This window comes from Paenibacillus sp. QJM3NY_38, assembly GCF_056173265.1.
The window spans coordinates 4,222,693-4,247,349 of sequence record NZ_CM149665.1 but is presented as its reverse complement, the minus strand read 5'-3'; the positions used below and the strand labels follow the sequence as shown (position 1 = coordinate 4,247,349).

General features: G+C 45.2%; 27 protein-coding genes. 24 read left to right on the top strand and 3 right to left on the bottom strand.

Translation table 11 applies throughout. The features are described 5' to 3' along the window. Nucleotides 1-228 precede the first annotated feature (228 nt). The 4 genes from AC0VZ8_RS19550 (at nt 229) to AC0VZ8_RS19535 (ending at nt 3,730) form a co-directional block, all read left to right on the top strand. Complete coding sequence (locus tag AC0VZ8_RS19550; protein WP_475484125.1) at nt 229-1,185, top strand: acetamidase/formamidase family protein; 957 nt, start codon at nt 229-231, stop codon at nt 1,183-1,185. Nucleotides 1,186-1,226: 41 nt separating this feature from the next. After that, entirely contained in the window at nt 1,227-1,955 is a 729-nt protein-coding gene (locus tag AC0VZ8_RS19545; protein WP_475484124.1) for an alpha/beta fold hydrolase, read from the top strand. Nucleotides 1,956-1,996: 41 nt separating this feature from the next. Next, nucleotides 1,997-3,043 (top strand): P-loop NTPase family protein, encoded by a 1,047-nt coding sequence (locus AC0VZ8_RS19540; protein WP_475484123.1) that lies wholly within the window; start codon nt 1,997-1,999, stop codon nt 3,041-3,043. 213 nt (nt 3,044-3,256) lie between these two features. Further along, nucleotides 3,257-3,730: a DUF3574 domain-containing protein gene (locus AC0VZ8_RS19535; RefSeq protein WP_071220445.1), complete on the top strand. Its 474-nt coding sequence runs from the start codon at nt 3,257-3,259 to the stop codon at nt 3,728-3,730. A 96-nt stretch (nt 3,731-3,826) separates the two neighbouring features. Here AC0VZ8_RS19535 and AC0VZ8_RS19530 read toward each other — a convergent pair whose 3' ends face one another. Continuing rightward, on the bottom strand, nt 3,827-4,765 hold the full coding sequence (locus AC0VZ8_RS19530) for a DNA-3-methyladenine glycosylase family protein (RefSeq protein WP_475487720.1): 939 nt from the start codon (nt 4,763-4,765) through the stop codon (nt 3,827-3,829). A 195-nt stretch (nt 4,766-4,960) separates the two neighbouring features. Between AC0VZ8_RS19530 and AC0VZ8_RS19525 the strand changes: the two genes are divergently transcribed. The 19 genes from AC0VZ8_RS19525 (at nt 4,961) to AC0VZ8_RS19435 (ending at nt 19,485) form a co-directional block, all read left to right on the top strand. After that, complete coding sequence (locus tag AC0VZ8_RS19525) at nt 4,961-5,572, top strand: bifunctional transcriptional activator/DNA repair enzyme AdaA (protein ID WP_260065547.1); 612 nt, start codon at nt 4,961-4,963, stop codon at nt 5,570-5,572. Beyond that, entirely contained in the window at nt 5,544-6,092 is a 549-nt protein-coding gene (locus tag AC0VZ8_RS19520; RefSeq protein WP_475484122.1) for a methylated-DNA--[protein]-cysteine S-methyltransferase, read from the top strand. Before AC0VZ8_RS19525 ends, AC0VZ8_RS19520 begins: the two co-directional genes overlap by 29 nt. Then, complete coding sequence (locus AC0VZ8_RS19515) at nt 6,085-6,798, top strand: 2OG-Fe(II) oxygenase (protein ID WP_475484121.1); 714 nt, start codon at nt 6,085-6,087, stop codon at nt 6,796-6,798. Before AC0VZ8_RS19520 ends, AC0VZ8_RS19515 begins: the two co-directional genes overlap by 8 nt. Nucleotides 6,799-6,884: 86 nt before the next feature. Continuing rightward, a complete protein-coding gene (locus AC0VZ8_RS19510; protein ID WP_475484120.1) occupies nt 6,885-7,703 on the top strand; it encodes an SPL family radical SAM protein in 819 nt (272 codons plus the stop codon). A gap of 176 nt (nt 7,704-7,879) precedes the next feature. Beyond that, nucleotides 7,880-8,644 carry an SDR family NAD(P)-dependent oxidoreductase gene (locus AC0VZ8_RS19505; RefSeq protein ID WP_475484119.1) on the top strand — a complete coding sequence of 255 codons (765 nt, stop codon included), beginning with the start codon at nt 7,880-7,882 and terminating at the stop codon, nt 8,642-8,644. Between the two features lie 303 nt (nt 8,645-8,947). Further along, entirely contained in the window at nt 8,948-9,043 is a 96-nt protein-coding gene (gene comI / locus AC0VZ8_RS19500) for a competence inhibitor ComI (RefSeq protein ID WP_427488427.1), read from the top strand. A gap of 451 nt (nt 9,044-9,494) precedes the next feature. After that, entirely contained in the window at nt 9,495-10,055 is a 561-nt protein-coding gene (locus tag AC0VZ8_RS19495) for a DEAD/DEAH box helicase family protein (protein WP_475484118.1), read from the top strand. A gap of 302 nt (nt 10,056-10,357) precedes the next feature. Beyond that, entirely contained in the window at nt 10,358-10,903 is a 546-nt protein-coding gene (locus tag AC0VZ8_RS19490; protein ID WP_475484117.1) for a P-loop NTPase family protein, read from the top strand. A gap of 24 nt (nt 10,904-10,927) precedes the next feature. After that, nucleotides 10,928-11,524 (top strand): hypothetical protein, encoded by a 597-nt coding sequence (locus tag AC0VZ8_RS19485; RefSeq protein ID WP_475484116.1) that lies wholly within the window; start codon nt 10,928-10,930, stop codon nt 11,522-11,524. Between the two features lie 607 nt (nt 11,525-12,131). Then, entirely contained in the window at nt 12,132-12,659 is a 528-nt protein-coding gene (locus tag AC0VZ8_RS19480; RefSeq protein WP_475487719.1) for an AAA family ATPase, read from the top strand. A gap of 214 nt (nt 12,660-12,873) precedes the next feature. Next, on the top strand, nt 12,874-13,302 hold the full coding sequence (locus AC0VZ8_RS19475; RefSeq protein WP_475484115.1) for a GNAT family N-acetyltransferase: 429 nt from the start codon (nt 12,874-12,876) through the stop codon (nt 13,300-13,302). A gap of 107 nt (nt 13,303-13,409) precedes the next feature. Next, nucleotides 13,410-14,009: a transglutaminase-like domain-containing protein gene (locus AC0VZ8_RS19470; RefSeq protein ID WP_475484114.1), complete on the top strand. Its 600-nt coding sequence runs from the start codon at nt 13,410-13,412 to the stop codon at nt 14,007-14,009. Nucleotides 14,010-14,082: 73 nt separating this feature from the next. Next, a complete protein-coding gene (locus tag AC0VZ8_RS19465) occupies nt 14,083-14,595 on the top strand; it encodes a DUF6886 family protein (protein WP_475484113.1) in 513 nt (170 codons plus the stop codon). Nucleotides 14,596-14,716: 121 nt separating this feature from the next. Continuing rightward, complete coding sequence (locus AC0VZ8_RS19460; protein ID WP_475484112.1) at nt 14,717-15,295, top strand: P-loop nucleotide/nucleoside kinase family protein; 579 nt, start codon at nt 14,717-14,719, stop codon at nt 15,293-15,295. A 3-nt stretch (nt 15,296-15,298) separates the two neighbouring features. Beyond that, nucleotides 15,299-15,721 carry a hypothetical protein gene (locus tag AC0VZ8_RS19455; protein ID WP_475484111.1) on the top strand — a complete coding sequence of 141 codons (423 nt, stop codon included), beginning with the start codon at nt 15,299-15,301 and terminating at the stop codon, nt 15,719-15,721. A gap of 30 nt (nt 15,722-15,751) precedes the next feature. Continuing rightward, nucleotides 15,752-16,288 (top strand): hypothetical protein, encoded by a 537-nt coding sequence (locus AC0VZ8_RS19450; protein ID WP_475484110.1) that lies wholly within the window; start codon nt 15,752-15,754, stop codon nt 16,286-16,288. A 63-nt stretch (nt 16,289-16,351) separates the two neighbouring features. Beyond that, nucleotides 16,352-16,885: a GNAT family N-acetyltransferase gene (locus AC0VZ8_RS19445; protein WP_475487718.1), complete on the top strand. Its 534-nt coding sequence runs from the start codon at nt 16,352-16,354 to the stop codon at nt 16,883-16,885. 147 nt (nt 16,886-17,032) lie between these two features. Next, nucleotides 17,033-17,641 (top strand): YdcF family protein, encoded by a 609-nt coding sequence (locus tag AC0VZ8_RS19440; RefSeq protein WP_260065580.1) that lies wholly within the window; start codon nt 17,033-17,035, stop codon nt 17,639-17,641. 383 nt (nt 17,642-18,024) lie between these two features. Beyond that, complete coding sequence (locus AC0VZ8_RS19435) at nt 18,025-19,485, top strand: chitinase (RefSeq protein ID WP_475484109.1); 1,461 nt, start codon at nt 18,025-18,027, stop codon at nt 19,483-19,485. A 279-nt stretch (nt 19,486-19,764) separates the two neighbouring features. Here the strand turns inward: AC0VZ8_RS19435 and AC0VZ8_RS19430 are convergent, their stop codons facing one another. Both AC0VZ8_RS19430 and AC0VZ8_RS19425 read right to left on the bottom strand, forming a co-directional pair. Beyond that, on the bottom strand, nt 19,765-22,152 hold the full coding sequence (locus AC0VZ8_RS19430; RefSeq protein ID WP_475484108.1) for an Ig-like domain-containing protein: 2,388 nt from the start codon (nt 22,150-22,152) through the stop codon (nt 19,765-19,767). Nucleotides 22,153-22,319: 167 nt separating this feature from the next. Continuing rightward, nucleotides 22,320-23,675 (bottom strand): cytochrome P450, encoded by a 1,356-nt coding sequence (locus tag AC0VZ8_RS19425; RefSeq protein WP_475484107.1) that lies wholly within the window; start codon nt 23,673-23,675, stop codon nt 22,320-22,322. Between the two features lie 195 nt (nt 23,676-23,870). Here AC0VZ8_RS19425 and AC0VZ8_RS19420 point away from each other — a divergent pair, with 195 nt between their 5' ends. After that, nucleotides 23,871-24,476, top strand: a complete 606-nt coding sequence (locus tag AC0VZ8_RS19420) for a TetR/AcrR family transcriptional regulator (protein ID WP_475484106.1) — start codon at nt 23,871-23,873, stop codon at nt 24,474-24,476. Nucleotides 24,477-24,657 lie beyond the last annotated feature (181 nt).

Below are 24,657 nucleotides of genomic sequence, written 5' to 3'. Positions count from 1 at the left end.
AACCGTCCCTCGCAGTGAATCTGCGCAGTGGACGGTTTTTTGTGTTTCGACGACCAACCATGGTACAACCGGAAATGGGCAATGGTTTGTGTTTGGAGTAATTAATATTACGTTTAGGAGTAATTTTATATTGACTCTAAGAGTAATTTAAAATACCTTATAAAGTAACAGAGTGAATATGAGACATGGAATGGCCATTCTGATTACGGCTGTGAAGGGAGAAAGTTGATGTCACAGGTTCATATTTTACAACCGGATATTCATACGCTTCATGGATTTTTTAGCAGGGAATTGGAGCCCGCCCTATACATACAATCTGGGGATACTGTCGTGTATCAAACCTTAGATGCGGGTTGGGGACTGGAGACGCGTGCTGCCCCAGGCGCGGCGAGAATGAAGTTTACGAAGCGCAAGCCGGAGCGGCAGGAGAAGCAGTTCGGGCATGCGTTATTGGGTCCCGTCCACATTCAAGGTGCTAAACCAGGGCTTACATTGGAGATTCAGATCAACGAGATCGTTCCCGGATCTTGGGGATGGACCTCTGCCGGAGGTTATCCGAGCTATTGGAACGAGAAGTTGGGCATGGCCCATGCCAAGGAATTGACGCTCGACTTTGAATTGGATCCCAAGACCATGACAGGCAGAAGCCAGTTCGGAAATTTCAAGTATAGCGTCGGACTGAAGCCGTTTATGGGCATCATGGGCATGCCGCCGAATGAAAAAGGTCAGCATACGACTTTTGCACCGCGCCCTTATGGAGGAAATCTTGATTGCAAAGAATTAACGGCCGGCAGCACCTTGTATCTGCCGATCCCGGTGGATGGCGGGCTGTTCTCAACAGGGGATGGACATGCGGCTCAGGGAGACGGCGAAGTTAGCGGTCCCGCCCTGGAATGCCCCATGGAGAAGGTGAGTCTAACCTTTCATGTCCGAGACGACATGCCCATAACGATGCCCAGGGCCAAGACAAGTACCGGCTGGCTTACGATGGGGTTTCACGAGGACCTGGACGAAGCCATGTGGATGGCATTAAGCGGGATGCTTGATCTCATGACCGAGCTTTACTCTATTTCAAGAACGGAGGCGTACGCCTATGCCACCTTGACGGTCGATCTAAGGGTAACCCAGATCGTGAACACATGTAAGGGCGTGCACGCATTTTTACCTTTTGGGGCATTGAGGTAACACTTCATAGATAAATGTTAATTTTTAAGGAGGTCTAATGCATGCAGTTATACGAGACCATGGTCAATAACCAAGGGGTACATATTCATGTGACGGAGGTACATCGGGATCTTAGGAACGAACAAACCTCACTGGTCGTCATCCCGGGACTGTCCGAGTCGGCCGAGGATTATATCGCCATTATGGAAAAGCTGTCGCCCAGGCATATTGTTATCATCACGCTTCGCGGCCGGGGCCGAAGTGACTCGCCTGCTTCGGGTTATACGCTCGAAGACCATATCAGCGACATTGATGCGGCGATTCGTCATCTTGAACTTGAGCATTTCGTACTCATGGGATATTCTCGAGGGGTGTCCTATCAATTAGGCTACGCCGTTCAGAATCCGGAACGCATTCAAGGTTTGATCATCGGGGACTATCCTGCGGTTCATACCGAGTTGCCTGCGGGATGGGTGGAGTTCTTCACGTCACTGCCCCCTTGGAGAGGAAAGAAGCTGTCTGACCGAATGAAAATATCGGCTTTACAGGCACTGCAGCAGGAATCGGCTAAGGTCGAAATGTGGAACGACCTAACTAGACTGACTTGCCCAGTCCTTATTATCCGTGGCGTAAAACCACATCCCGGGTTATCATTAGAAGCAGTGGAACAATATAAGCTTGCGCTGCCTCAGGCAATCATCGTGGCGTTCGAGGAGCACGATCACAATATTTTTGAACCGGATGTGGATGTGTTTGTCCGCACCGCAGACTCTTTTCTAAAAAGAGATTAGGAAGAGCCATCAATCAATCACTTAAAAAAGGGTGTACGCACTTGGACAATCTGAAGCTGAATGTATCACTTTTACGACAAAGAGTTCCAAACCTGACCAGCGCAGCCAAATCCGTGGGATTACGACCGGCCACGGTTTCCAACCTATGTACAGGAAAAATTCCCGTTGGTCGGGCGGAAGTCCGCACCATTGCCGTATTGGCATCTCTGGCAAAATGCAGTCTGGATGAACTGATTCTGCGTGGAGAAAGTGTGGAGATGATTGAAACCGGCATCAAACCGCTTGATCTATTTGCTCCTTTGGCAAAAGGGGGTACCGTAGGTCTGGTCGCCCGTCCCGGAATGGGCCAACTGGTGCTGCTTGGTGAGTTGTTTCATCACTTCAAGAAGGAAGGGTATATGACGATTTTGCTAAAGCCGGAAGGCGAATATCCAGAGCTGCAGGACATGCTGAATGACGTAGAACGGGTAGCTTATTCTATAGAAGAAACCTATTCCATTGTGGCGAATGCGAATACCGATCATGAGATTGTGTTTGCAGCGGACAGGGAGCACGTCTTGACCGGCAAAATCTATGATCTTCAGGAACGTTTTCAACAAGAGGGCATACAGCACATCACGACGTTTCTTGTGGACCTCAAAGGTGCGGCTGTGGATGAAGACATGCCTTACGGCCCGCTGGAGACACTGTGGTATTTCGATGCCGATCTGGCGGCAAGACATATGTTTCCTGCCGTAAACCCGTTATACTCTACCTCTTCCGTATCGGAAGGCGTGCACCTGGATCAGGTTCATTTAGCGGTCCAACAGCGGGCCCAGAAGCTGCTGCGCCGTTATCGCGAGCTGCGTTCACTGGTTCAAGTACGAGGATTGCAGGCCATTCCGGCATCCGAGACAGAGGTTTATGAGCGGGGAGCACGGCTTGAGGCGTATCTGACGCAGCCTTTTTACGTTGCGGAGGCTTATACCGGTTTACCGGGCGAGCGAGTGGATTTGCAGGATATGCTGCATGATGTTCAAGCTATTTTGAATGGCAGCATGGATCATCGATCAGTGGAGAGTTTATCCTGGATCGGGACGCTGAAATAGCGATGTATTCATTAACGTAGTTTGTTTATCGGGAATATCGGCTTTTTTGCATGATTCCGCATAATATAATCCGTATGTCCCATAGCTGATAAGAAAAGGCCAGTATATAATATGTGCTAGTCTGTATCGTGCGGATGGCAGTAAGGTTGCACTGGACAACAGAAATGCCATGCTTGTACGGGACACGAGACCATACATAAAGGAGAAATGGGCATGAAGAGAAAAGGTTGGCTTATCGCATTCGCAGCGGCATTATTGTTAACACTTATCGTAGTACCGGTTCAGCAGTCTTTCAGCGCAGAGGGCAATCCAACGGCAACCGCCATTACACAGAGTGCTCTGAACGATCAGTTCCACTTGGATCATGTCGTTAAGATTTACGTGCCTTCAACGGTAAAGGGTGACATTCCGATTACGGATGCAGCTCATCAGAAGTTTGTCGACCAAACGCTTACGAAGCTGTCCGGCTGGTTTGGCGGGGCAACTGCGATTCCGGGCGAAGGGGCATGGGTGGACAATAACAAAACCCTGATCAAGGAAAAAGTAACGATTGTGTACGCGTTTGCCGAGAAGCTTGATAAGGACTCGCTTAATCAAGTGGTGGACTATGCGAAGAAGCTTAAGGACGATTTGTCGCAATCCGCGATCTCACTCGAGGTTGACGGCAAATTGTATTTCATCGAGTAGTTGATTCTCGAATCAGCGATGTGCTAATCAGAGGAGGTCTTCCTGCTGTCTGTCATGGCAGAAGTGGGAGACCTCCTCTTTATTGCGTTTGGACTATTAATAAAGAAATCTCCACAGATAAAAGGTGGCGTAGGATTCCCAGTTCGCCCATGCTGCCGATAGCTGCAGTATTTCCTTCTTCGTGGGTTTCGCCTCCAAGCCGAGCAGATGTTTGATGGCATTGTGCAGACCGACATCATCGATAGGAAATGCCGCCGGCATTCGCAAACAGCGCATCAGCACATAGTTGGCCGTCCATGGTCCGATCCCGCGGATGCTGACTAATTGTTTCTCCGCTTGTTTTAAGCTGCCTGCTTCAAGCAGCTGCTCCTTCGTCAATTTCCCTTCGACCATAAGCTGAGCGACTCCAATAAGATACTCGCCTTTTTTTACGGTCATACGAAGCCCGTCCAGGTCTTCAACAAGCAGATGTGCTATGTCCTCAGGTATTGGGAAGATCCAATAAACCTCTCCTTCACACTCCACGCGGCGGCCGAAGGCTTCAACGAAACGTCTTTTTAACGTATAGGCATAGGCCAGGTTAATCTGCTGCCCCAGGATGCCCCAGCACAAAGCCTCGAACAGATCGGGAATGCCCATGTTGCGAAGTCCATAGAAGGATTGAACGGCTTGACTGAGCAATGGATCTGCTTCCGCCATGTTATAGAACGGTACGAGATTGGTATTCAGATCGAACCAGTCCCGGACATAACCCGCTACTTCCGCCCGCTTGAAGGGATCGGAGGGGGCCGTATTCCCCAAAAACCGAACAAGGATGGCTTGCTCCTGAGGCTCCGCGCTGACTTCAATCACAGCGATGTCATCCTCAAGTGGGATAGCCCGGTAGATGCTGTCATTCCGGATATGATAAAGACATTCGTTCGGCGATCTTTGCAAATAACTGAGGTTCTCCGTAAAACTGAACTCCTTAGGTACGAACAGCCTGATGGCTTCCGCATGATCTTCCCAGCTGTCACGGGGGAGATGATTCTCCATTGTATATGGCTTATCGTCATGGTTGTGGTTTGGCACCTGCATCTTCATCGTTTCCTTTCGCATTCGAACTCGAACTCTTCTATACTAGTTGTACCATAAACGCAGACCGTATAATTTTGTTATCTTGCTCTTCTATTCCAAAAAGCGTACAACAGGATTATCCTGTGGTTATAATGTTAGCGGAGGTGAGGAAACGTGGCAAACCGAATACAACCGACCGAAGCCCAGTGGAAGGCCATTATCAACAACGACAAGGATAGTGACGGCAAGTTTTTCTATGCAGTGCAGACAACGAAAATTTTCTGCAGGCCATCCTGTAAATCCAGACCCCCGAAGTTTGAAAATGTGCGCGTGTTTCAATCGGCGGATGAAGCGAAAGCCGAGCGCTTCCGGCCATGCAAAAGATGCAAGCCGACGGGCGAGCGTTTACCGGACCATGAATGGATTGAACTTGTCACCGAGTATATCGATAAACACTATACGGATCATTTGTCGCTTGATGTCTTGGCCGATGTGAGCCACGGCAGTCCGTACCATCTGCACCGGATATTTAAGCGTGTCAAAGGTCAGACCCCGATGGAATACATTCAGGATTACCGGATTGGCAAGGCCAAGGAGCTCCTGACAAATTCCAGCTTGGCCATTTCGGATATCGGCCATAAGGTGGGCATGGAGAATACGGCTTATTTTATCACGTTGTTTAAGAAGAAGACGGGGATGACGCCCCTTAGTTATCGCGGGAAATATTTGAAAAATACAAATGCGGAGGTGCAAGATCATGAAATCCAATCATTCGATTACCATTAACTGGACCCAACTGCGTCATGATAACTGGAACGTATACATCGCGGCGACGGAGCAGGGCTTATGTTACGTCGGATCACCTGATAAACCTTTAACAGAGCTGGAGAACTGGGTACAGGCGAAATTCCCTGGCTGTGAACTCGTGCAGAACGATGAAGCCATGCAGCCGTATGCTGCCGAGTTGGTGGAGTATTTTCAGGGGAAACGCGCTCGGTTTGAAGTGGCTATGGATTATAAGGGGACCTCGTTTCAAATGGCGGTATGGAATGCGCTCTGCCAGATCCCGTATGGACAAACCTTCACGTATTCGGACATCGCCAACCAGATTGGAAAGCCGGCAGCTGTTCGAGCTGTAGGAGCGGCTATAGGCGCTAATCCGCTGCTGATAACCGTGCCTTGTCATCGGGTAATTGGCAAAAGCGGTGCATTGACCGGGTATCGCGGGGGGCTGGCCATGAAGACCCGGCTGCTGGAGCTTGAGGGTGAGCGAGCCAGGATGAGGGAGAAGGTGAATAATGCCTAATTCATTGCCGCAACGCATAGCAGGGCTCGATTGGACGGGGATACAAGGAGCTTTGGATGAGCAGGGATATGCGGTCATTCCAAAGCTGCTGCTGCCTGACGAGTGTGCGGAGATTATCAACACGTATTCGGAAGAGGAGCGGTTTCGCAGCACGATCAATATGGCTAGGCACCGGTTTGGGCTAGGAGAGTACAAGTATTATCAAGCACCGCTGCCAGAATCGCTGCAGCAGCTTCGGGAAGGCTTTTATCCTGAGCTTGCGTTGACCGCTAACCGCTGGTTGACGCAGCTTGGACATGAAGAGAGATATCCGGTGAGCCTGGATGAATTTCTTGGCATGTGCCATGCGCAGGGGCAAGAGCGTTCGACGCCGTTGATTTTGAAATATGAAGAGGGCGGCTATAATTGCTTGCATCAGGATTTGTACGGAGATGAATTTTTCCCGTTTCAAGTGGTGTTTGTTCTGAATGAGAAGGAAGTCGATTACACGGGAGGAGAGTTTCTGCTCATTGAGCAGCGGCCGAGGGCACAGAGCCGGGGACATGTGATCACGTTGGAACAAGGAGCGGGGCTAATCTTTCCGACCAACCATCGTCCCGTTCGGGGAACGCGAGGGTATTACCGGACCACGCTCCGTCATGGCGTCGGTACGATTACGTCGGGGACCCGATACAGCCTCGGGATTATTTTTCATGATGCAAAGTAGAGGGGCGCGTGTGTCCACTCATTCATTATGGGATGTGAGGAGAGAAATAGTATAATAGAAGAAAGTGTAGGAATGGGGTGTCCCAGGTGAAACAAGAAGTGCTCTACAAAACGCCGAAGACCCTGCTCAATAAAGGAACGGGATTCCTGAATGGATACAGCCATACCTTGAATCCGTATACGGGCTGCACCTTCGCTTGTTCTTATTGCTATGTCCGGCAAATGCCGGTATCGATGTTCCGCAATCAGGAATGGGGGAGCTGGGTTGACGTTAAGGTCGAATCTGCAGCTATCCTGCGAAAAGAACTGAAGCGTGCCAAGACCAAGGGACCCGTCACGATTTTCATGTCTTCCAGCACCGATCCTTACCAGCCGGTTGAGGCCAAGGAAGAAGTGACTCGCGCTTTGCTTGAGGTGATGGTCAGCGAACCGCCGGATTTTCTGCTCGTACAGACGCGCAGTCCGTTGGTCCGGCGGGATGTTGATCTGCTGCAGCAGTTAGGAGAACGCGTGCGGGTAAGCATGACGGTCGAGACGGACCGCGAGGAGATACGCAAGCATTTTACGCCATCAGCGCCGCCGATCCAAGCGAGACTGAAAACCCTCGAGCTGCTGAGGGACGCGGGGATTCCCGCTCAGGCAGCTATTGCACCCGTGCTTCCGAGCACGGAGGCTTTCCCGCAGATCCTGCGGCCGCTCGTTCACCGCGTGTGCATCGACGATTATTTCATGGGGGATGGCAGTGGCGGGAAACGTACGAAAAGACTGCCTGTTCAGGCTCTGTACGAGGAGCTTGGGGAGCAGGAATGGTACGATCCCGCCGCTTATCAAATGGTCTACGATCGATTTAGCAGGGAGTTTCCGGAAGAGCAGTTGTTTGTGAGCCAGAAGGGTTTTGAACCTTAGGGTTTAGATTGGCGAGTTTAGAAGATGATTCGTTACCCATGGATAGATTGATTATGATAGGTTTAGGCCAGGACCGGAAGATCGTTTCTGGTCTTTTTTTTGTCATGTCTGGCGGTAGATGATTATGGTATGATAGGCGAAAATAACCAGCCAATCGGTAGAGGAGCGAATGAACAATGAAGATGGATTTGACGGATAACATTGCGTTAATTACGGGAGCCGCGGGCCAATTAGGGCGTGTCATGGTCAGAACCTTGGCGGAATGCGGCGCGGATGTGATTATCCATTACCGGGGGAGCCAAGCCAAGGCAGAAGAGCTTCAGCGCGAAGTAGAGTCGATGGGAAGACGGGCTTTCCCCGTGCAAGCCGATGTGACGGATCAAGCTTCCGTGAATGCCATGCGGGATGCGGTGCTTGCACACTTCGGCGTGCTGCCCCATATCATTGTTGCCAATGCCGTTGAATCCTATCAATGGACATCCGTCTTGGAGCAAGCGCCGGAAGATTACGAGAGTCAGTTCCAATCCTGTGTCATGCAAAGCGTCTACCTGGCGAAGGCTTTTGTTCCTGCCATGATCGAGCGTCAAGGCGGCCGGTTCATCGGGATCAACACCGAATGTTCGATCCAAAACTTCCCGAGCCAATCGGCTTATGTAGCGGGAAAACGCGGCATGGACGGTGTCTACCGCGTGCTCGCCAAAGAGATCGGCGAGCACGGGATCACCGTCAACCAGGTCGCGCCGGGCTGGACGATCAGCGACCGTGATCGGGAGAACGGAACCGAACACAGCGCCTCCTATGAAGCCTCCGTTCCATTGAAGCGCCGCGGAACGGACCAGGAGATTGCCAATGCCGTGGCATTCCTGGCTTCGGACTTGTCGTCGTTCATTACCGGGGCATATATTCCAGTGTGTGGCGGGAATGTGATGGTGGGGATCTAGAGTTTCGGTAAATGGAGTGAGCTCAGTAGTGTCTATGAACTTGGTGGATTCTCATTGCGATGGGGATTTGCGAAGTTCGTGGATATGGAGTTATCGGAAATTCATGCCGCACAATAGTCGCATTCGCTCCTTTAAGCCTTTCGGGTTCGTGAATACTTACAACGTTAGATGAAATCAACGGATTTAAGATTGAGTAAAAAAACCGAACAATCGTTCTTCATGTCATTGGTAGATGATGGTACAATAGGGAAAGACAATTGAATCTTGGGTGGGCATGGTTTCCCTTCGAAAGGAGGTGAAGCCATGGAAGTTAAAGATGCGTTGACGATCATGTTTCTGTTTGGATCGTTTATCCTTGCACTTTTAGCATACATCAATTCGAACAACAAGAGAAAGTAAAAACCCACCCCAAGATTAGCGCCGAAGGTGGGTCTTTATTCTGATCGCTTAGAAGGGAATAAACCATCCAAGCCAATTGTTCAGCCGAGTGATCCCGCACTCGGCTTCTTTGTAAATGATGATAACACAATTGGAAAAAGAAGTGAACCTGGAAAGAGTAATTTGGGTAATTGAAAACCAATATAAATAGCGTATTAAACACGTATTTATGGACATAAGATCATTCGTGAGTAGAAGAGCGAAGCGTTAACTTCGTCTAACATCATTTTCAAGCATTGGTACATTCGCCCTCGGTCCAGCAGATGATACTAGCAAGGGAGTAGTGCAGCCGGACATATCCGACTTCGTCGGACGTCGTGCATTCGAGAACGTTAACTGGGGAAATGACAATTGGTGAGGCTATTTCAATCGACGATTCTAAAAAGTAAAACGGATGGAGTTGTTGCTTACTATGATATTCGTTTTAATCTTTGGACCACAAGCAGTTGGTAAAATGACAGTAGGTCAGGAACTTGAAAAAATTACAGGGTTGAAGCTTTTTCATAACCATATGAGTATTGAGTTCGTTACCCCTTTTTTCAGTTATAGTACTGCACCTGGAAAGAGGTTGGTGAGGTTAATCCGTAAAGCCATATTTGAAGAAGCAGCTAATAGTGACTTAAACGGATTGATTTTTACTTTCCTTTGGTCATTTGACAGCCGTGCAGATTGGGAGTATGTAGATGAGGTTTGTCATATCTTTGAATCAAAAGGTGGAGTAGTTTGTTTTGTTGAACTTAAGGCGGACATTGACATAAGACTAGAGCGTAATAAAAGTCCGAATAGACTTGAACATAAACCTACAAAAAGAGATATTGATTTCTCTGAAGGTAATTTACTAAATTCAATGGTCCAACACCGATTGAACTCTCTTGATGGTGAAATCAAAAGAGAAAATTACATGAAAATAAACAATGCAGCTTTGAAGCCAGAGGAAGTCGCAAGTATGATTAAGCAAAGGTTTAATTTGTAGCTAAAGCTAGGAGAATTGGTCGCAGTATTTCAAAAGTGATATAAATCGATCAATGATCATGTTGAAAACCTACGATATTGTCTAAGGTTTATATACGTACTATTTTTAGGTATCTCGAAGAAGTACACGCATCAGTTAACACAGCATTCACGCTGCGGGCTGCTGTCGAGTCCTTTGGTCCGCCCGAAGATTTTCTAGAAGAATAACCATGCTGACAACCTTGCACCATCTAACCGCATTGCGGTCGGAAGATCTGGGAGGCTTAGATAAGAGAAACTCTATTAAGTATAAGGGAGGGAATTATGAAGTTCACTCATAAGAAGATCCATATTATTGGATCGACAGGAAGTGGAAAGACATATTTAGCTAGAGAGATTTCCAAACGATTACATATTCCTTTCTTTGAATTAGATGATATTGTGTGGAATGGTGCAGTCGAATTGAGTGGGAAAAATTCGCCGGAGGTCCGAGATAAAATACTTGAAGACATTATAAATAAAGAACAGTGGATTATTGAAGGGGTATATCACAAGTGGTTGGGACGAAGCTTCGAAGAAGCAGATGTAATTATCTTTTTATCACCTAGACCAATGAATAGAGCATTTAGAATTATAACTAGATTTATCAAACAGAGAACAAAACTGGAGAGATCTAAATACCAACAAACCTTAAAAGGGTTAATCGAAATGTTGAAATGGAATAACAAATTTGATGCGGATAATAAGAAAAAGATACATGAAATGCTGGAAAAACATAAAGAAAAACTGATTGTAGTAAAGAGTAATAAGGAAATGATTTTGAGAGTAGCATATGAATGTGACATTCGATTAGATACAAGAACGTTATGAGAACTCTATGCAAAGGAGAATAACATGGGATCTAGAATCATGCATTATTGTATTTCTGCCCGTCTTGCTAAAGAATTAAAGATTGATGATGATCAATTTTTCTTAGGTGGCATTGCTCCTGATGTGAATAAAAATATGAAAACTCCTAAAAGCATTTCTCATTTCGTAAGGACAAATAATGAAGAACAAATATTTGCCGATTATTTGGGATTCCATGAGAAATATCTGAGATATATGAGAGAACCATTTTATCTAGGTTACTTTTATCATTTAATATCTGATGTTATATGGGTCGAAGAAATTTATTACAAGAAAATAAAGTGGTTGCCTCAACCGGATAAAAAAGAAGCGCAGTTAAAGTATTATAGAGATTTTTGGAGACTCAATGGAAAATTGATTGATTATTATTCCATTGAATATAGACCGTTGGAAGTCAAGTCTATCGAGATAGAAGAGATTGATTATAGATACCTGCCAGAATTAGTAAAAGATTTAGAAAATGATTTTGCAATGAAAGATGAGGCGAAAGAACAAGAGTTGGAAATTCTTGAATTTGAAGAAGTCATTGATATTCTTGAAAGAACAGTAAAGGAATGTGTTGAAATTTCGATGAAGACGTAGACTTCCGATAACGTAATATTCACGCTGGCCTCGGCTGAGGGCCGAGCTTTGACCGCTAGGGGGCTACTTGTCTGGAAACAGAATCAGGTAAATACAATCTATTCCCGGAAGACCATGAGTGTATATCATCCCACAACTTAACAGCTTCAAAGATTCCGATTAACTACAAGAAAATTTTGATCACATTATGACTAGTCGAGTGGGCACTTAGTTGGTTTATGAATTTCCGAGAAGTTGTGTACGTCATAAAGAGGTGAACGATCTGAAGATTAAGGTAGGCATATTTATAATTCTTGTTGTATTGATAGCATTGATAGTTATTTTCCAAAAGGATAAACCAAATGGCTACGCATCAATAGAAGAAGCAATGATTAATTCAAACATTGTTTATGATGAAATATATTATATTACTGAGTATGATTTTTGTTTTTCAGATACTCCAGTTAATTACGACCCGGATGTAGTAAGAATTTATAAACATGGTGAGACAAAGACCGGATCGTATTAAAACGAAGATTAATAGGTTTTTGGGGTAGAAGGGGTATCAGCTAGCAACTTATCATTCGTAGATATAAATCCATACCTATGGGGTGATTACGTGATTATCATGATTAATGGTACATTCGGCTCTGGCAAGACTTCGGCAGCTAACATACTTCAATCCTTAATCTCAAATAGCATGATTTATGATCCTGAAGAAATCGGATACATGTTAAGAAATATCATTAATGAAGAAACTAGATTAGAAGAAGAACGAACTGATGATTTTCAGGATCTGGAATTATGGAGAATCCTCACTGTTAAGACAGCTCATGAATTAATGAATAAGTATAAGAAACATCTTATTGTTCCGATGACGATTTATAAAGCTGATCATTTCGAATACATATTAAATGGATTTAAAAGCTTTGATCAAGACGTATTTCATTTTTGTCTCATTGCGTCTGGAGACACAATCAAAAAGAGAATTGAAGGACGTGGTGACCATTTTGGAACGTGGTATCAGACACATACAGAGGCTGGTTTACTTGCATTTCGGGATAGCAGATTTCGAGAACATATTGAAACGGACCATATAGGAACTGAAGAAGTTGTTAGACTAATCCTAAAAAAACTTGGTAAGAGCAATGTGTGAAGAGTTTAATGGAGGTTACTGGCCACACATAACACGATATGCGCCTTTTGGTCCGCCTCAAGACCTGGATCGTTCTGGAGGTGATACGGGCGGCACGCCCCGTACAACCTAACCCATCACGGCCGCTCACTTACGTTCGTTTTAAAGTTGGGTTGACGTCGTGAACATGGAAACTTTATATGAAATCAGTTTAAGAAAGGAAAGGAGAAAAACAATGATTCGAGAAGCGGAACCAAAAGATGCAGAACAAATTGAGGAATTATATAAGGAGTTATTACCTAACAGCACTGAAATATATGTGTCAAATGAAAGATTAAGTGAAGTCCAAAATAATCCGAATAGCTTCTTATTCGTCTACGAAATAGAGCAAAAGATTGTGGGAACTGCTCATTTGCATCTCTGCATGGACGCATTAGTGGGGTCCAGGCCGTTTGGTGTTGTAGAAAGAGTTATTATTTCAAGAGCACAACAAGGAAAGGGATATGGTTCAGAATTAATGAAATATATCGAAGGTTTATGCGCCGAGAAGAACTGTTTGAAGATATTTCTTACAAGTGGAAGTTCAAGGACTGAGGCTCATGTATTTTACGATAGGTTGGGATATGACGGTAATTCAAGTAGAGCATTCAAAAAATATCTGTAATTTAAAAAGGAATACCTGTCGATACGAAGTGTGAGCTTCTTGAACGTCGTGAATACGAAAGAAGGTTAGGCTGGAAATTTCTGTTATAACGACTAGGGGGAGAAATAATGAAGCAGTTAGCACAATTGGAAGCCTATTTACAGGCATCTGAGTATATTGATTATTTTGATGCTCAAATACAAGCTGTGATCTTATCTTTTACAGAAGAGACTGAAATCGAAAGAATACAGGCAACATTTGAATTTGTGCGCGATCAGATTGATCATTCTTTTGATATTAAAAGCGAAGAAGTAACAAGGAAGGCCTCTGAAGTATTGAACAAAAGACATGGAATATGCTATGCCAAATCTCATTTATTAACAGGAATACTGCGAGGAATGGGTATACCTTCAGGCATTTGTTATCAAAGGTTAACCCTATTCGATAAACCCGAGGATGGGTACTGTTTGCATGCTTTGAATACAGTGTATTTGAGGGAGCATGACAGGTGGATACGTTTAGACGCAAGAGGAAATAAGGAAGGTATTAATGCGCAGTTTTCAATAGATAAGGAGAGATTAGCCTTTCCTGTTAGAGAAGAATATGGCGAGAAGGATTATGAGATTAATTATGCACAGCCCCATCCAGTCATTATTCAAACACTAGAAACCTATTCAAATGCTATGGAGATGTACCTAGGCGGATTGCCAGAAGACCTGAGTCAGTGAAACTGTGACGGGTTTAGTAAGTGATTCAAGGATACGAAATTACTGAAATACATATATAAAATGAGGTGCATGAATGCTTTTTCATTTTAGCGAAGAGGCTGATATTGAAATCTTCATCCCACGTGAAAAACAGAACCGACCGGACTTTCCGGCAGTGGTGTGGGCAATAGATGCGGAACATGAATTCTCATATTACTTTCCAAGGGATTGTCCTCGAATTATATGTAGAAGAACAGAGGATATCAGTGAGAGAAACAATGAGTTGTTTTTTAACAACACGTTGGCTGACATTATCGTAACTGTAGAAAATGATTGGTACGCAAGAATCGATCAACAAACGTTGTACAGGTACCAATTTGAAGACGAGGGATTTGAAGTTTTCGATAAAACTGCAGGCTATTATATTTCCTATCAAACCGTAAAGCCAGTGGGTATAGAGAAGGTTGATAGACTGGTTGAGAGACTTTTAAGTAAGGGAATTGAATTAAGGTTTACACCGAATTTATGTCCTCTTCGGGAATCAATAGTTTCTTCAGATTTTAAGGAATTTGGAATACATAGATTTAATAATGCCAAGAGACTATAGAGGGATTTAACTACTGCATTCACGCAGCATAGGAATTATCCCTGCTGTATCTTGGCCATTACGGGGCTGACTTTTGCCTAACGAGCAATGCCAATGCCTTTAAAGGAGAACTGTAACGAATATGATCATATTAATCAGCGGGAACAGCTGCACGGGTAAGACCTATATGGCTCAACAATTGCTCGAGAGGTATCACGCTCCGTATCTTTCGATCGACCATTTAAAAATGGGCTTATACAGAGCGGATATGAAATGCGGTTTCACCCCCCTGGATTCAACAGAGGTTATCGGTGAGAAATTATGGCCGATCCTCAAAGAGATCATCAAGACGAACATAGAGAATAACCAGAATCTAATCATTGAAGGCTGCTACATCCTGCCTCACCATCTTCAAGATATCGAGCCATCCTACTCAGCGCACATCATACCGGTATTCTTGGGTTTCACAACCACCTACATCCAGCAAAACTTCCAATCCAACATCATTCAACATCGCAATGCAATCGAAACACGTACTTATCCTGAAGCAAGAACCATTACTGATTATATACTGGAGCATGATGCATTCCGTGAAAAGTGTTTGGCATCAGATGTCCCTTATTTTGAGATTAAAGAGAACTACGAAGAAGAGATCTCAAAAGTATACGACTACATCGAGGATGAAAAGGAGAGAATCGCGAGTGAAATCGATGTGGAGTAGCCTATGAAAAAACAATTATTACTTATCCTTGTTGTCGTCCTTTCCGTGTTTTTATTATTTCATGTTAATCAATGGATGAAGAATGAATATGAAATATGGACGGCCATTGAAAATCGGGAGTGGGAAGCAAGAGGGATTGGGGTGTATTTTTATGAAGAAAACAATCAAAAATATGGTCTCTACATGATTTATGGAAGTGGACTTCCCGTCATCTCTTCTCATAAATCCAAGGTCAGAATTATAAATGATGTTGAGATTGAGCTGGAGATTCCAGATCATTCTATAAATTTGCAGTCAACAGATCAACAAGTACAAGTATCCAGATTAAAATGGGATCAGGGTAAGTTGACCATGGACGGGCTAATATTTGAAGCCTCGGAAACTTCGGAGAAACATAAGTGGGTTTTAAATCTACGAGCGAAATAATATCGCTGTAATCGAGGAAAGGAAGAAGCCGTGGAATTATTCTTATATCATTATTATGATGCAGCAACCGGTCCCTTTCGAAATCTATCCGCACTATCTATCGAAGAAGCGAAGCAAGTACAGAGAAGACTCCAACAAAATAAAAATATGTTTGCGAGTCAACGCGGGGATGATTATATCGTAATCCGACGCGGATTAGAATCGCGTGCCAGAGATCTATTTATAGCCAAGGGTGGACGGCCGACCAATAAATATCCACATTACATGACACTTGGCCCTTGCGAATGGATTAAGCAGTGGTATCAGAGAGGGAGGGAAGTTAAGATACCCCTCGATGATGTTGATCCCGAGATGATTAGTTTTACTTATGGTGACTTATTTCCCACGATGCGCTTTAAAGACGACAAGCCTTACAGAGGGAAGGTCTACTTAAAGAACGAAATCCTCCGATTGGTAGACGAACATGGTTGGCCGCAAGAATGGAATAAAGACGGGGATCAAGGACCAGAACGATATGTAGAAGTACAGGTATGGGACTTATCGTGTGATTCGTCTTTTTTTGAATAATACTATGGAATGAGATGTAATTATAAAATCTAAAGAAGGATGTGAGTACTTACATTGATCATAGTGGATTTGTTAGAAAAGGATACTGATAAGATAAATCAAACAGCGAGATTACTGCATGAGAGTTTTGAAGCATGGCCCTCAATAGAATCTGCCTTACGTGAAGTTGTCGAATCAATTAGTGATGATTCTATTAGTAGAATATTAGTTAATGGGGATGATGAAGTTATCGGGTGGATTGGGGGTAGAAGCCAGTATGATGGTAATGTGTGGGAACTTCATCCGTTAGTTATTAGAAAAGATAGTAGAATACGAGGCCTTGGCAAGCTGTTAGTAATCGATTTTGAACGTCAGGTCTACCAACGTGGAGGTATAACCATCATATTGGGCACGGATGATGAGTATAATCAAACCAGTCTATCTAATGTGAATTTGTATCATGATACTCCGGCACACCTATCCAATTTTGAAAGTCTAGATCATCCAGCGAACTTTTATAATAAGTTAGGTTTTGCAATCGTCGGTGTTATTCCAGATGCGAACGGAATAGGAAAACCGGATATTATCATGGCAAAGCGTGTTAAACCTGTAGATTAGAGATTAAGTATAGAGTTTCCTATCGAATTCGGTTGCCGTTCACATGGAGGACTCCAGACGCTGCAAAGCAATTGCAATTTTATCGATATAAAGTCGTCAGGCATTGCTTGGGCTTTGATGAACATGAGACAACGGGAGGCGTTCTTATTGCTGATCTCACAGATGAATCCAGAGATATTGACGAGAGAACAGATCACAACGGTGGTATTCGGAGCGGAAACGGAAGTTGATGATGGAACGCAGTCTGGTGATTGTATCTTTGTGTTTGGCGGAAAAAACCTGGACCGGGTATGGAAAGCGGTTGAATTATACACAAACGGACGCGCCCCCTATCTATTATTCACGGGTGGAGACCGATTTGGCGAGTGGGAGCAGCCCGAGGCGGTTATGATGCGGAATGAAGCCATAAAAATGGGCATTCCGCCAGAATCCATTTTTATTGAAACGATGTCCAACCATACGAAGGAAAACATTATGGCCTCCCTAACCGTGCTTGATCGGGCATTGGGGTTACAACGAATCCGTCGACTCTTGCTCGTCAGTGCGCCTGGACATATGCGCCGATGCCAACTCATGCTCAGGACCTTTATGCCCCCTTGGTATGAGTATATATGGTGTCCGGACCATCGCTCTCTTGGGAGACGGGACAATTGGTGGACCGATCCTGACGAAGAGAAACGGGTGCTGAGTGAGCTTAACAAAGTGATTGGCGGGGTAAGTGGGCGATATTTTGTTGATGCGGATATTGAAATTTGAAAATAGTGCTGCCTCACCAGGAGTTGGGTGAGTATCACCATTACATACAATGATCGAAGCGGCCGTTCTCCTGAACACATTTCAAGGAGGACGGTTGTTTTTTGTGTTGCCTAGGCCAGGGGATATCTTGTTTGAAAATCTTCTTACATATACAAATTGATCCTTCAGAGCTATTGATAATAATTAACATATAAAGTAAATTTTTTACATATAAATCAACTTACGAATTATGTAAATGAATCAAAAATGAGTAAATAAAATGCATCGATATGGATTTAGAGAATTAACAAGATAATTGTATGTGATAAAGGAGGTGATGCCGTCTTATGCAAGATAGGCTAAAAGCTGAACGATCAATTTATTTATTGAGGAGGGATTAATGGATGAAGAAGGGTTTATTCAGAGTGCTGGACAAATCGAGAGTGATGATGTTGCCTTTATTGGTCGTCGTGTCTATGATGATGAACTTTTTTCCTCTTGAGGTTTCTGCAGCAGATCGGGGTGCTTGGGCCCCCAATGTGTCATATGCCGTAAACGACAACGTGACATATGATGGGAAAACGTACAAAGCTATTCAAGCTCATACCTCATTACCCGGATGGGAACCGCCCAATGTGCCTGCATTGTGGCAGTTTGTCCAAGGTGGTGGAGGTAATGATACTGCAGCCCCGACAACGCCTACGAATGTAATTGTAAGCGCAGTCACTTCTTCAAGCGTTACTTTATCCTGGCAAGCCTCTACGGACAATGTAGGCGTGACAGGATATGATGTATACCAAGGCACATCCCTTGCCATTTCTGTTACCGGTACGACAGCGACAATAACGGGGCTTTCACCGAACACGACATATTCTTTAAAGGTCATTGCTAAGGATGCTGCCGGCAACCTTTCTCCTGCCAGTGCGATCGTGAATGCAACCACTTCAGAGGGAACAGGAGGCCCCCAGCCGACGAAGCATATATTGACAGGGTACTGGCAGAACTTTGTTAATGGTGCGAGCAAGTTGAAAGTGAGAGATATACCCGATCAGTACGACATCATTGTGTTAGCGTTCGCCGAGATGGATCCTGCTAATCCTGGTGGTGTCACTTTCACTGTAGATCCTGCGCTATCCGCAGCGCTCGGCGGGTACACGAATGCCGAACTGATCGCGGATATTCAGGCCAAACGCGCTCAAGGCAAGAAGGTCATCATATCCATTGGAGGGGAATTGGGGAACATTAACTTGAATAATCCATCCCCGAATGTAATGAACTTTGTAAACAGCATGTACGGCATCATCACTCAATTTGGGCTTGATGGGATAGACATCGATCTGGAGCATGGCATGAATGTACCTAATTTAACCAATGCGATCCGCCAACTGAAGCAAAAAGTAGGAAATGACTTTGTTCTGACGATGGCTCCCCAAACGATAGACATGCAGAATCCAAACACCTCCTATATGCAGCTTTATAACAATCTGAAGGATATGACAACGGTAATTAACGTCCAGTATTATAATTCTGGATGCATGCTAGGCCGTGACGGTAAATGCTATTCCCAAGGCACGGTTGATTTCCTGACGGCACTTTCGGACTTAACGCTGCAGTGGGTATCACCATCCCAATTGGGATTAGGAGTGCCTGCTACCTCAGCAGCAGCTGGAGGCGGATATGTTTCTCCAACCGTCGTAAATAATGCCCTAAATTGTCTGGCAACTGGCAATAGCTGTGGAAGTTATAAACCCGTTGCTAAATACCCTGATATACGGGGAGCGATGACTTGGTCCATTAACTGGGATGCGACCACGAATTACACGCTTGCCAAAACGGTGAAACCATTCTTGAACACGCTGCCTTAACACTTATGATATTTGTACAACTTAAGTAGATTTTTTATAAAACAAGAAAACCTCTCTTTGATATGTGGCGGTATACACCTTCATTATCATAGAGAGGTTTTTGTCTGGTTTCCTTTCTCCAACGGAGAAGGCGGAATCATGCTGTAGAAGCAAAGCGGTCCCCTTTGTCCCCGGATTTCAACCTTGTCATAGGATCATAAGAAATCTGGGGGCAACATGGTTCGGAAGCATAATCTGCATGCGTAGTGCTGTATTCCTCAAACGCTGCATATTTGAGCCTCAAGGCTCCCATATCACCGTCGGGTACGGGAGTTGGTCATAAGCACTGGCCCAGTAATAGGAGTCGGCCATGATGCGCCGTGGCAGGAAGCCGATCTCGCCTCGGGATACGGAGATAAGCTCTGACTGCGATTGGAACACGCCGTCCGCAGTTGTCGCGGCATTGACATATTTGCCTGCCATATGGGTGAACCGTCCGCTGATCTTGGCTGAAACAGGCAGCCTTGTGTCCTTATCGACCATCTGCATGGTTACTCTGGCGATACCGGCAGAATAGGTGATGGCCATCTGATCAATGACCATCGGTTTCATTGTGGATGGCGCTGTTGTTGCTGAGGCAGCCGCGCTGGGAGCTCCTTCATTGCCGCTGATATCGACCGCTGTGATTTTATAATAATATGTGGTGTTCGGCAGCAGCCCGGTATCTTTATATGAAAGTCCTTTAGAGATTCCGGCGTAAGTAGCGGGCCCGATCTCAAAGTCGGCTTCGGTACCGCGGTAGATCCGATATGCATTTACTGCTGTGTTGTCCATCGCCATATTATAAGTTATATTAATCCGTTGAAAATCAAACGTGGCCGCTGTTGCCCCACTGACCGTGCTTGGCGGTTCATGGTCAGCAGGAGGCTGCCATGCGTAGCCGCCAGGTCCCCATTCGCTTGGAAAATCAACGATCGAGGAGTAGTGATGGAGAGCAATGCCTCCAAACGCTGAATCGTTCAGAAAAGCATCATAAACCTTGTTTAACTCCTGCTCCATATAAGTTCGCCCTTCTTCATGGAAGCTGATGGTTTCCGGATCTCCGCCATCGGCGATGTCTTTCGTCTCGACTCCGATCACAACCGACTTCGGCTTGCCGATCGTATTTGCATAGGCCACCTCGTTTAGCGCGTGTGCGATAATGCCGGCGCTGCCATCAGCCTGATCTCGGTAATTCATAATCGAGATATAATCGGCCGTGTCCTGAATATGCTCAGACAGCCATTTCGTTTTTCCGTTCCAAGAGATATTGCTGGCGTCCGCAGAAGTATCGTACCATCTTGGAATCGCTGCGCCGACGGACAAGGTGAGGCCCGATGCCTGTTTGCGTTCCATCAGCAGCTGCAGCATATCCAGGTACTGAATCTGAACAGATGGCTTTGCTGTTTTGAAATCCGGCAGGATATACGGTTCGGTATCCAGGTTTACGCCATCAAAGCGAGCCGATTCGCCGGAAGCCAAATTGTAATTCAAGATCTGCTCAAATTCCCTAACGGCTTGAGTCTGATATCGACTATAGGCTCCGAAGTAAGGCGGGGAGGTGCCGCCGGCGATCAACGCTTGAACATAGAAACCTTGTTCATGAGCCCACTCGATGAATTGTTGAACCTCACTTCGATGATCCTCCAGCATTTTTGCCCCGTTATATTGACCTACAGCCAAATAAAGTGTCGTAATCGGACGTTGATTAAAGGTGGTTGTATCCTTTGCCATGGAAGAGAGGGCTGCTCGGGAATTCGGATTAAGTACCAGTGGGTAGGAGGCATTTTCCCAGATCCAGATCGCACGATCCTGATCCGGCAGCGGTTCCGGGTGATAGGTGTTGCTAGTCACTGTTTCAGGATTCGTCGCGGAGGGATCGTATACATCATTTATTACGTTAACGGGAGTTGAGTTGGCAAGATCCATATAGACAGCGTCTGTCACCGTCGCGGGATGCTTGCCTTGGTTAGTCGGAGGCATCCCCCCTGTTCTTGCATAGACCGTTAGGCTATAGCCTGTATTGCCGTAAGAATCGGTTGCTCTTGCCTCCAGACTGTGAACCTGGTGAGGGGATTGACGCGAATCGAATGTATATTTATATCCGTTTTTGGCAGGGGGGGCCTGCAGCCAATCGCCTCCGTTGATGCGGAGCTCAACTTGGGCTATCGGATTTTTACCCGCTGCAGATATGTGAATATCCATTTTGTTGCGCTGCAACGTTTGCTCGCTTGGGCTGGTAATCTGCACTTCCGGGATATGAGCTGCAGGATTATCGACATTTAGGTGAATCCAAGGGGACCAGATACCATAACGCGTAACCGCATCGTTTGCTTTAAGGACCATTTCGACTGCACCGTCCAACTGACTTGTATCCAGCTTGTAAGACCAAGATCCGCTGTCATCGCCATTCGGGTCATCCATCTGAACATCCGTCACAAATTCACCGTTAACGATGAGCTGAAGTTCATACACGCCGGAGTAGGTTCCGAATAATTCAGCCACACCCGGCTGAAGCGTTTGCCCGTCCTGATGAGAATCAATAGTAATTAACGCCGCTGCCTTAGCGTGGGGAGGCGGGATACAGATTGTAGAAATCAGAACTGCCGCCAGCAACAAAAGCCCGCACCTACGTAAATGTGAAAGCATCTTTGTAGTCACATCCTTGTCAGTATGATGTAAACCTAATGGACTCTACGGCAGTTACAATGGCTTGCTTATCCTGTGAGCATACACTTTGCGTCAATATGAAGCGCTTACTTTTTAATATTACGAAAAAAATCGATTAGAACCGATGTCAGAGACGTGGCAGGTTATTATTTTTGAAGGGGAGCAGGATCGACTCCGTATTCGATAAGCCGATGAATGGTACCACGTACGTCATCAACCCGTTCAAATCTGCCGTTCTTCAAAGTTATACGTAAAGGCATGCCGTGAACGGGTCGCATCATCAGATTCGGTGTGATTTTGGCATTATGGACTAATGAAAATTGATATCGTTGAAGAAGAACAGCAAGGATAATCTTAAGTTCTTGCATGGCGAAGTGCCAGCCTATACACATATGAGGCCCTGCGCTGAATGGTAAGAATTCGTATGCGGCAGGTTTAATGGTCTCCCATCGATGCGGCTTGAATTGATTCGGACTTTCATAAAGCTCCGGGAGGCGATGGGTAATGAATTGGCTAAAAAAGATATTCGTTCCCGCCGGAAGGACATAACCATCCAATTCACAAGGCGCAGCCGTAATGCGGGTGCCGATGCTTGCCGGAGGAAGTAAACGAAGACTCTCTTTAACCACATGGTCCAGCAGGGAGAGTCGGCTCAGTTCCTCCCGAGTCGGATGGCTTCCACCCATCACGGCGTTCAATTCCTCCATTACGTTCGCATAAATGTCCGGGTGCTGTATCAGCAGAAAAAATGTCCAAGTCAAAGCATTTGCAGTGGTTTCATGACCAGCTGTATAGATTGAGAATGCATGCCCGACTAATTCCTCATCCGATAATGCAAAACCATCCTCATCATGTCCTCTAATTAGTGCGGCTAGCACATCCGTTGCATCTGACTCCTGCCGCTTCTCATGGATCATGGACCGAATTTGAGTATTAAGCTGTTGTGCAATTCGAAGAGAGCGACGATATGGAGTGAAGGGAAGATTAATGGGAGCGAGGGTGGTAAGCAAAAAAGACTTCGTAAACCGATTGATCAGCATCCCCATGGAGTCCATCATTTCAGTATGATGAACACCGAATAATGTCTTAAGGGCGATGCGCTGCGTTAACTTTTTCATTTCGGTGTTGATGTCAATCCGGGTACGTCCTCTCCATTCGTCTGCCAATAGCTCCGTTATGGATGCCATGTCCTGACCGTATTTTTCAATTTGGCCATGCAGAAAGGCGGGCTGGATCAGGCGACGGTGCTGTTTGTGCTTTTCGCCGCTCATCAGTAAAAGATTATGATAGAATAAATCCCCCATTACGGTGTCTTTGGGTATTTTAACAAGAGCCGTGCTCATCTCGAAAAAGTTCGGATTGGATAGGATTTGACGGTTCAGATCGGGTCCAAACGCAAATACAGATGAAGGCTTGTGGCTTTTCCCCAGGGCAGCGACCTTACCATACTGTTCAAATAATGTTTGCTGAAATGCGAACGGACTTCGGAAAAAATGAAACATATTTATCCTCCAATCAAGGGCAGAGTCGGGACCAGGTATACGGTTCATAATCACACTTCCTTTGTATGATTTGTAATAAAAACATTCATATATTTCATAATATTTCTTCGAGAAGAAATGATCAAGATATTTTTGAAATATATGAATTGCATTATTACAAAACATTCCGTATAGTTTTATCCGAGAGGTGAGTATATGAACGGTTATCAACTCCGCACAGTGAAGAAAAAAGAACAGATTATGAAGGCAACCTTCGATTTGATCAGGAAATACGGAGCCGAAAAGACAAGCATTGCAGAAATCTCCAAACACGCCCGCGTGTCCCCCGTCTCCATATATAATTATTTTGGCAGCAAGGAAGAGCTTATCCGGATGACGTTTATCGATTATATGAGTAATATCATGAACGAGTATGAGAAGCTGCTGGATAAGCCCCTCCCTTTTCAGGAGAAATTGGAGTTGTTGCTGGGGGCACGAATGAATAGCATGGATCAGATCAACTCGGATCTTATTCAAATCAGCGATGAACCGTCTGTTCAAGAGCATATCGAGGCATTTTACAAGGAGAGAACGATTCCCTTTTTTGTGAAATTGATTGAGCAAGGCAAGCAGGAGGGTTTTATTGATCCAGAAATTTCGATAGAAGCGGCATTGTTTTATATTCAAGTGTTTAAGGAGGCTCTGGCACGACCGGGATTCATTACACAAGCGAGCCCTACCATGCTTCGTGATATCGATCGCTTGTTTTATTATGGATTGATAGGGAAAGCGGAGCACGCTGGGACAGAGAGTGGCTATTGAGTTAATGACATAAGCGTTAAGGCCAGGCAACCTTTGGTGCAGACCAAAGGTTGTTTTGATTTGCATACAAAGTCACTAGCCAGCAACTGTTTTGACCCGCATCTCCGTCTTGAGACCGAGAGCAACTCTGTACCTGAGACGGTGGGAACCTGTGCAGATCTTCTTTATGATGAAATTAACG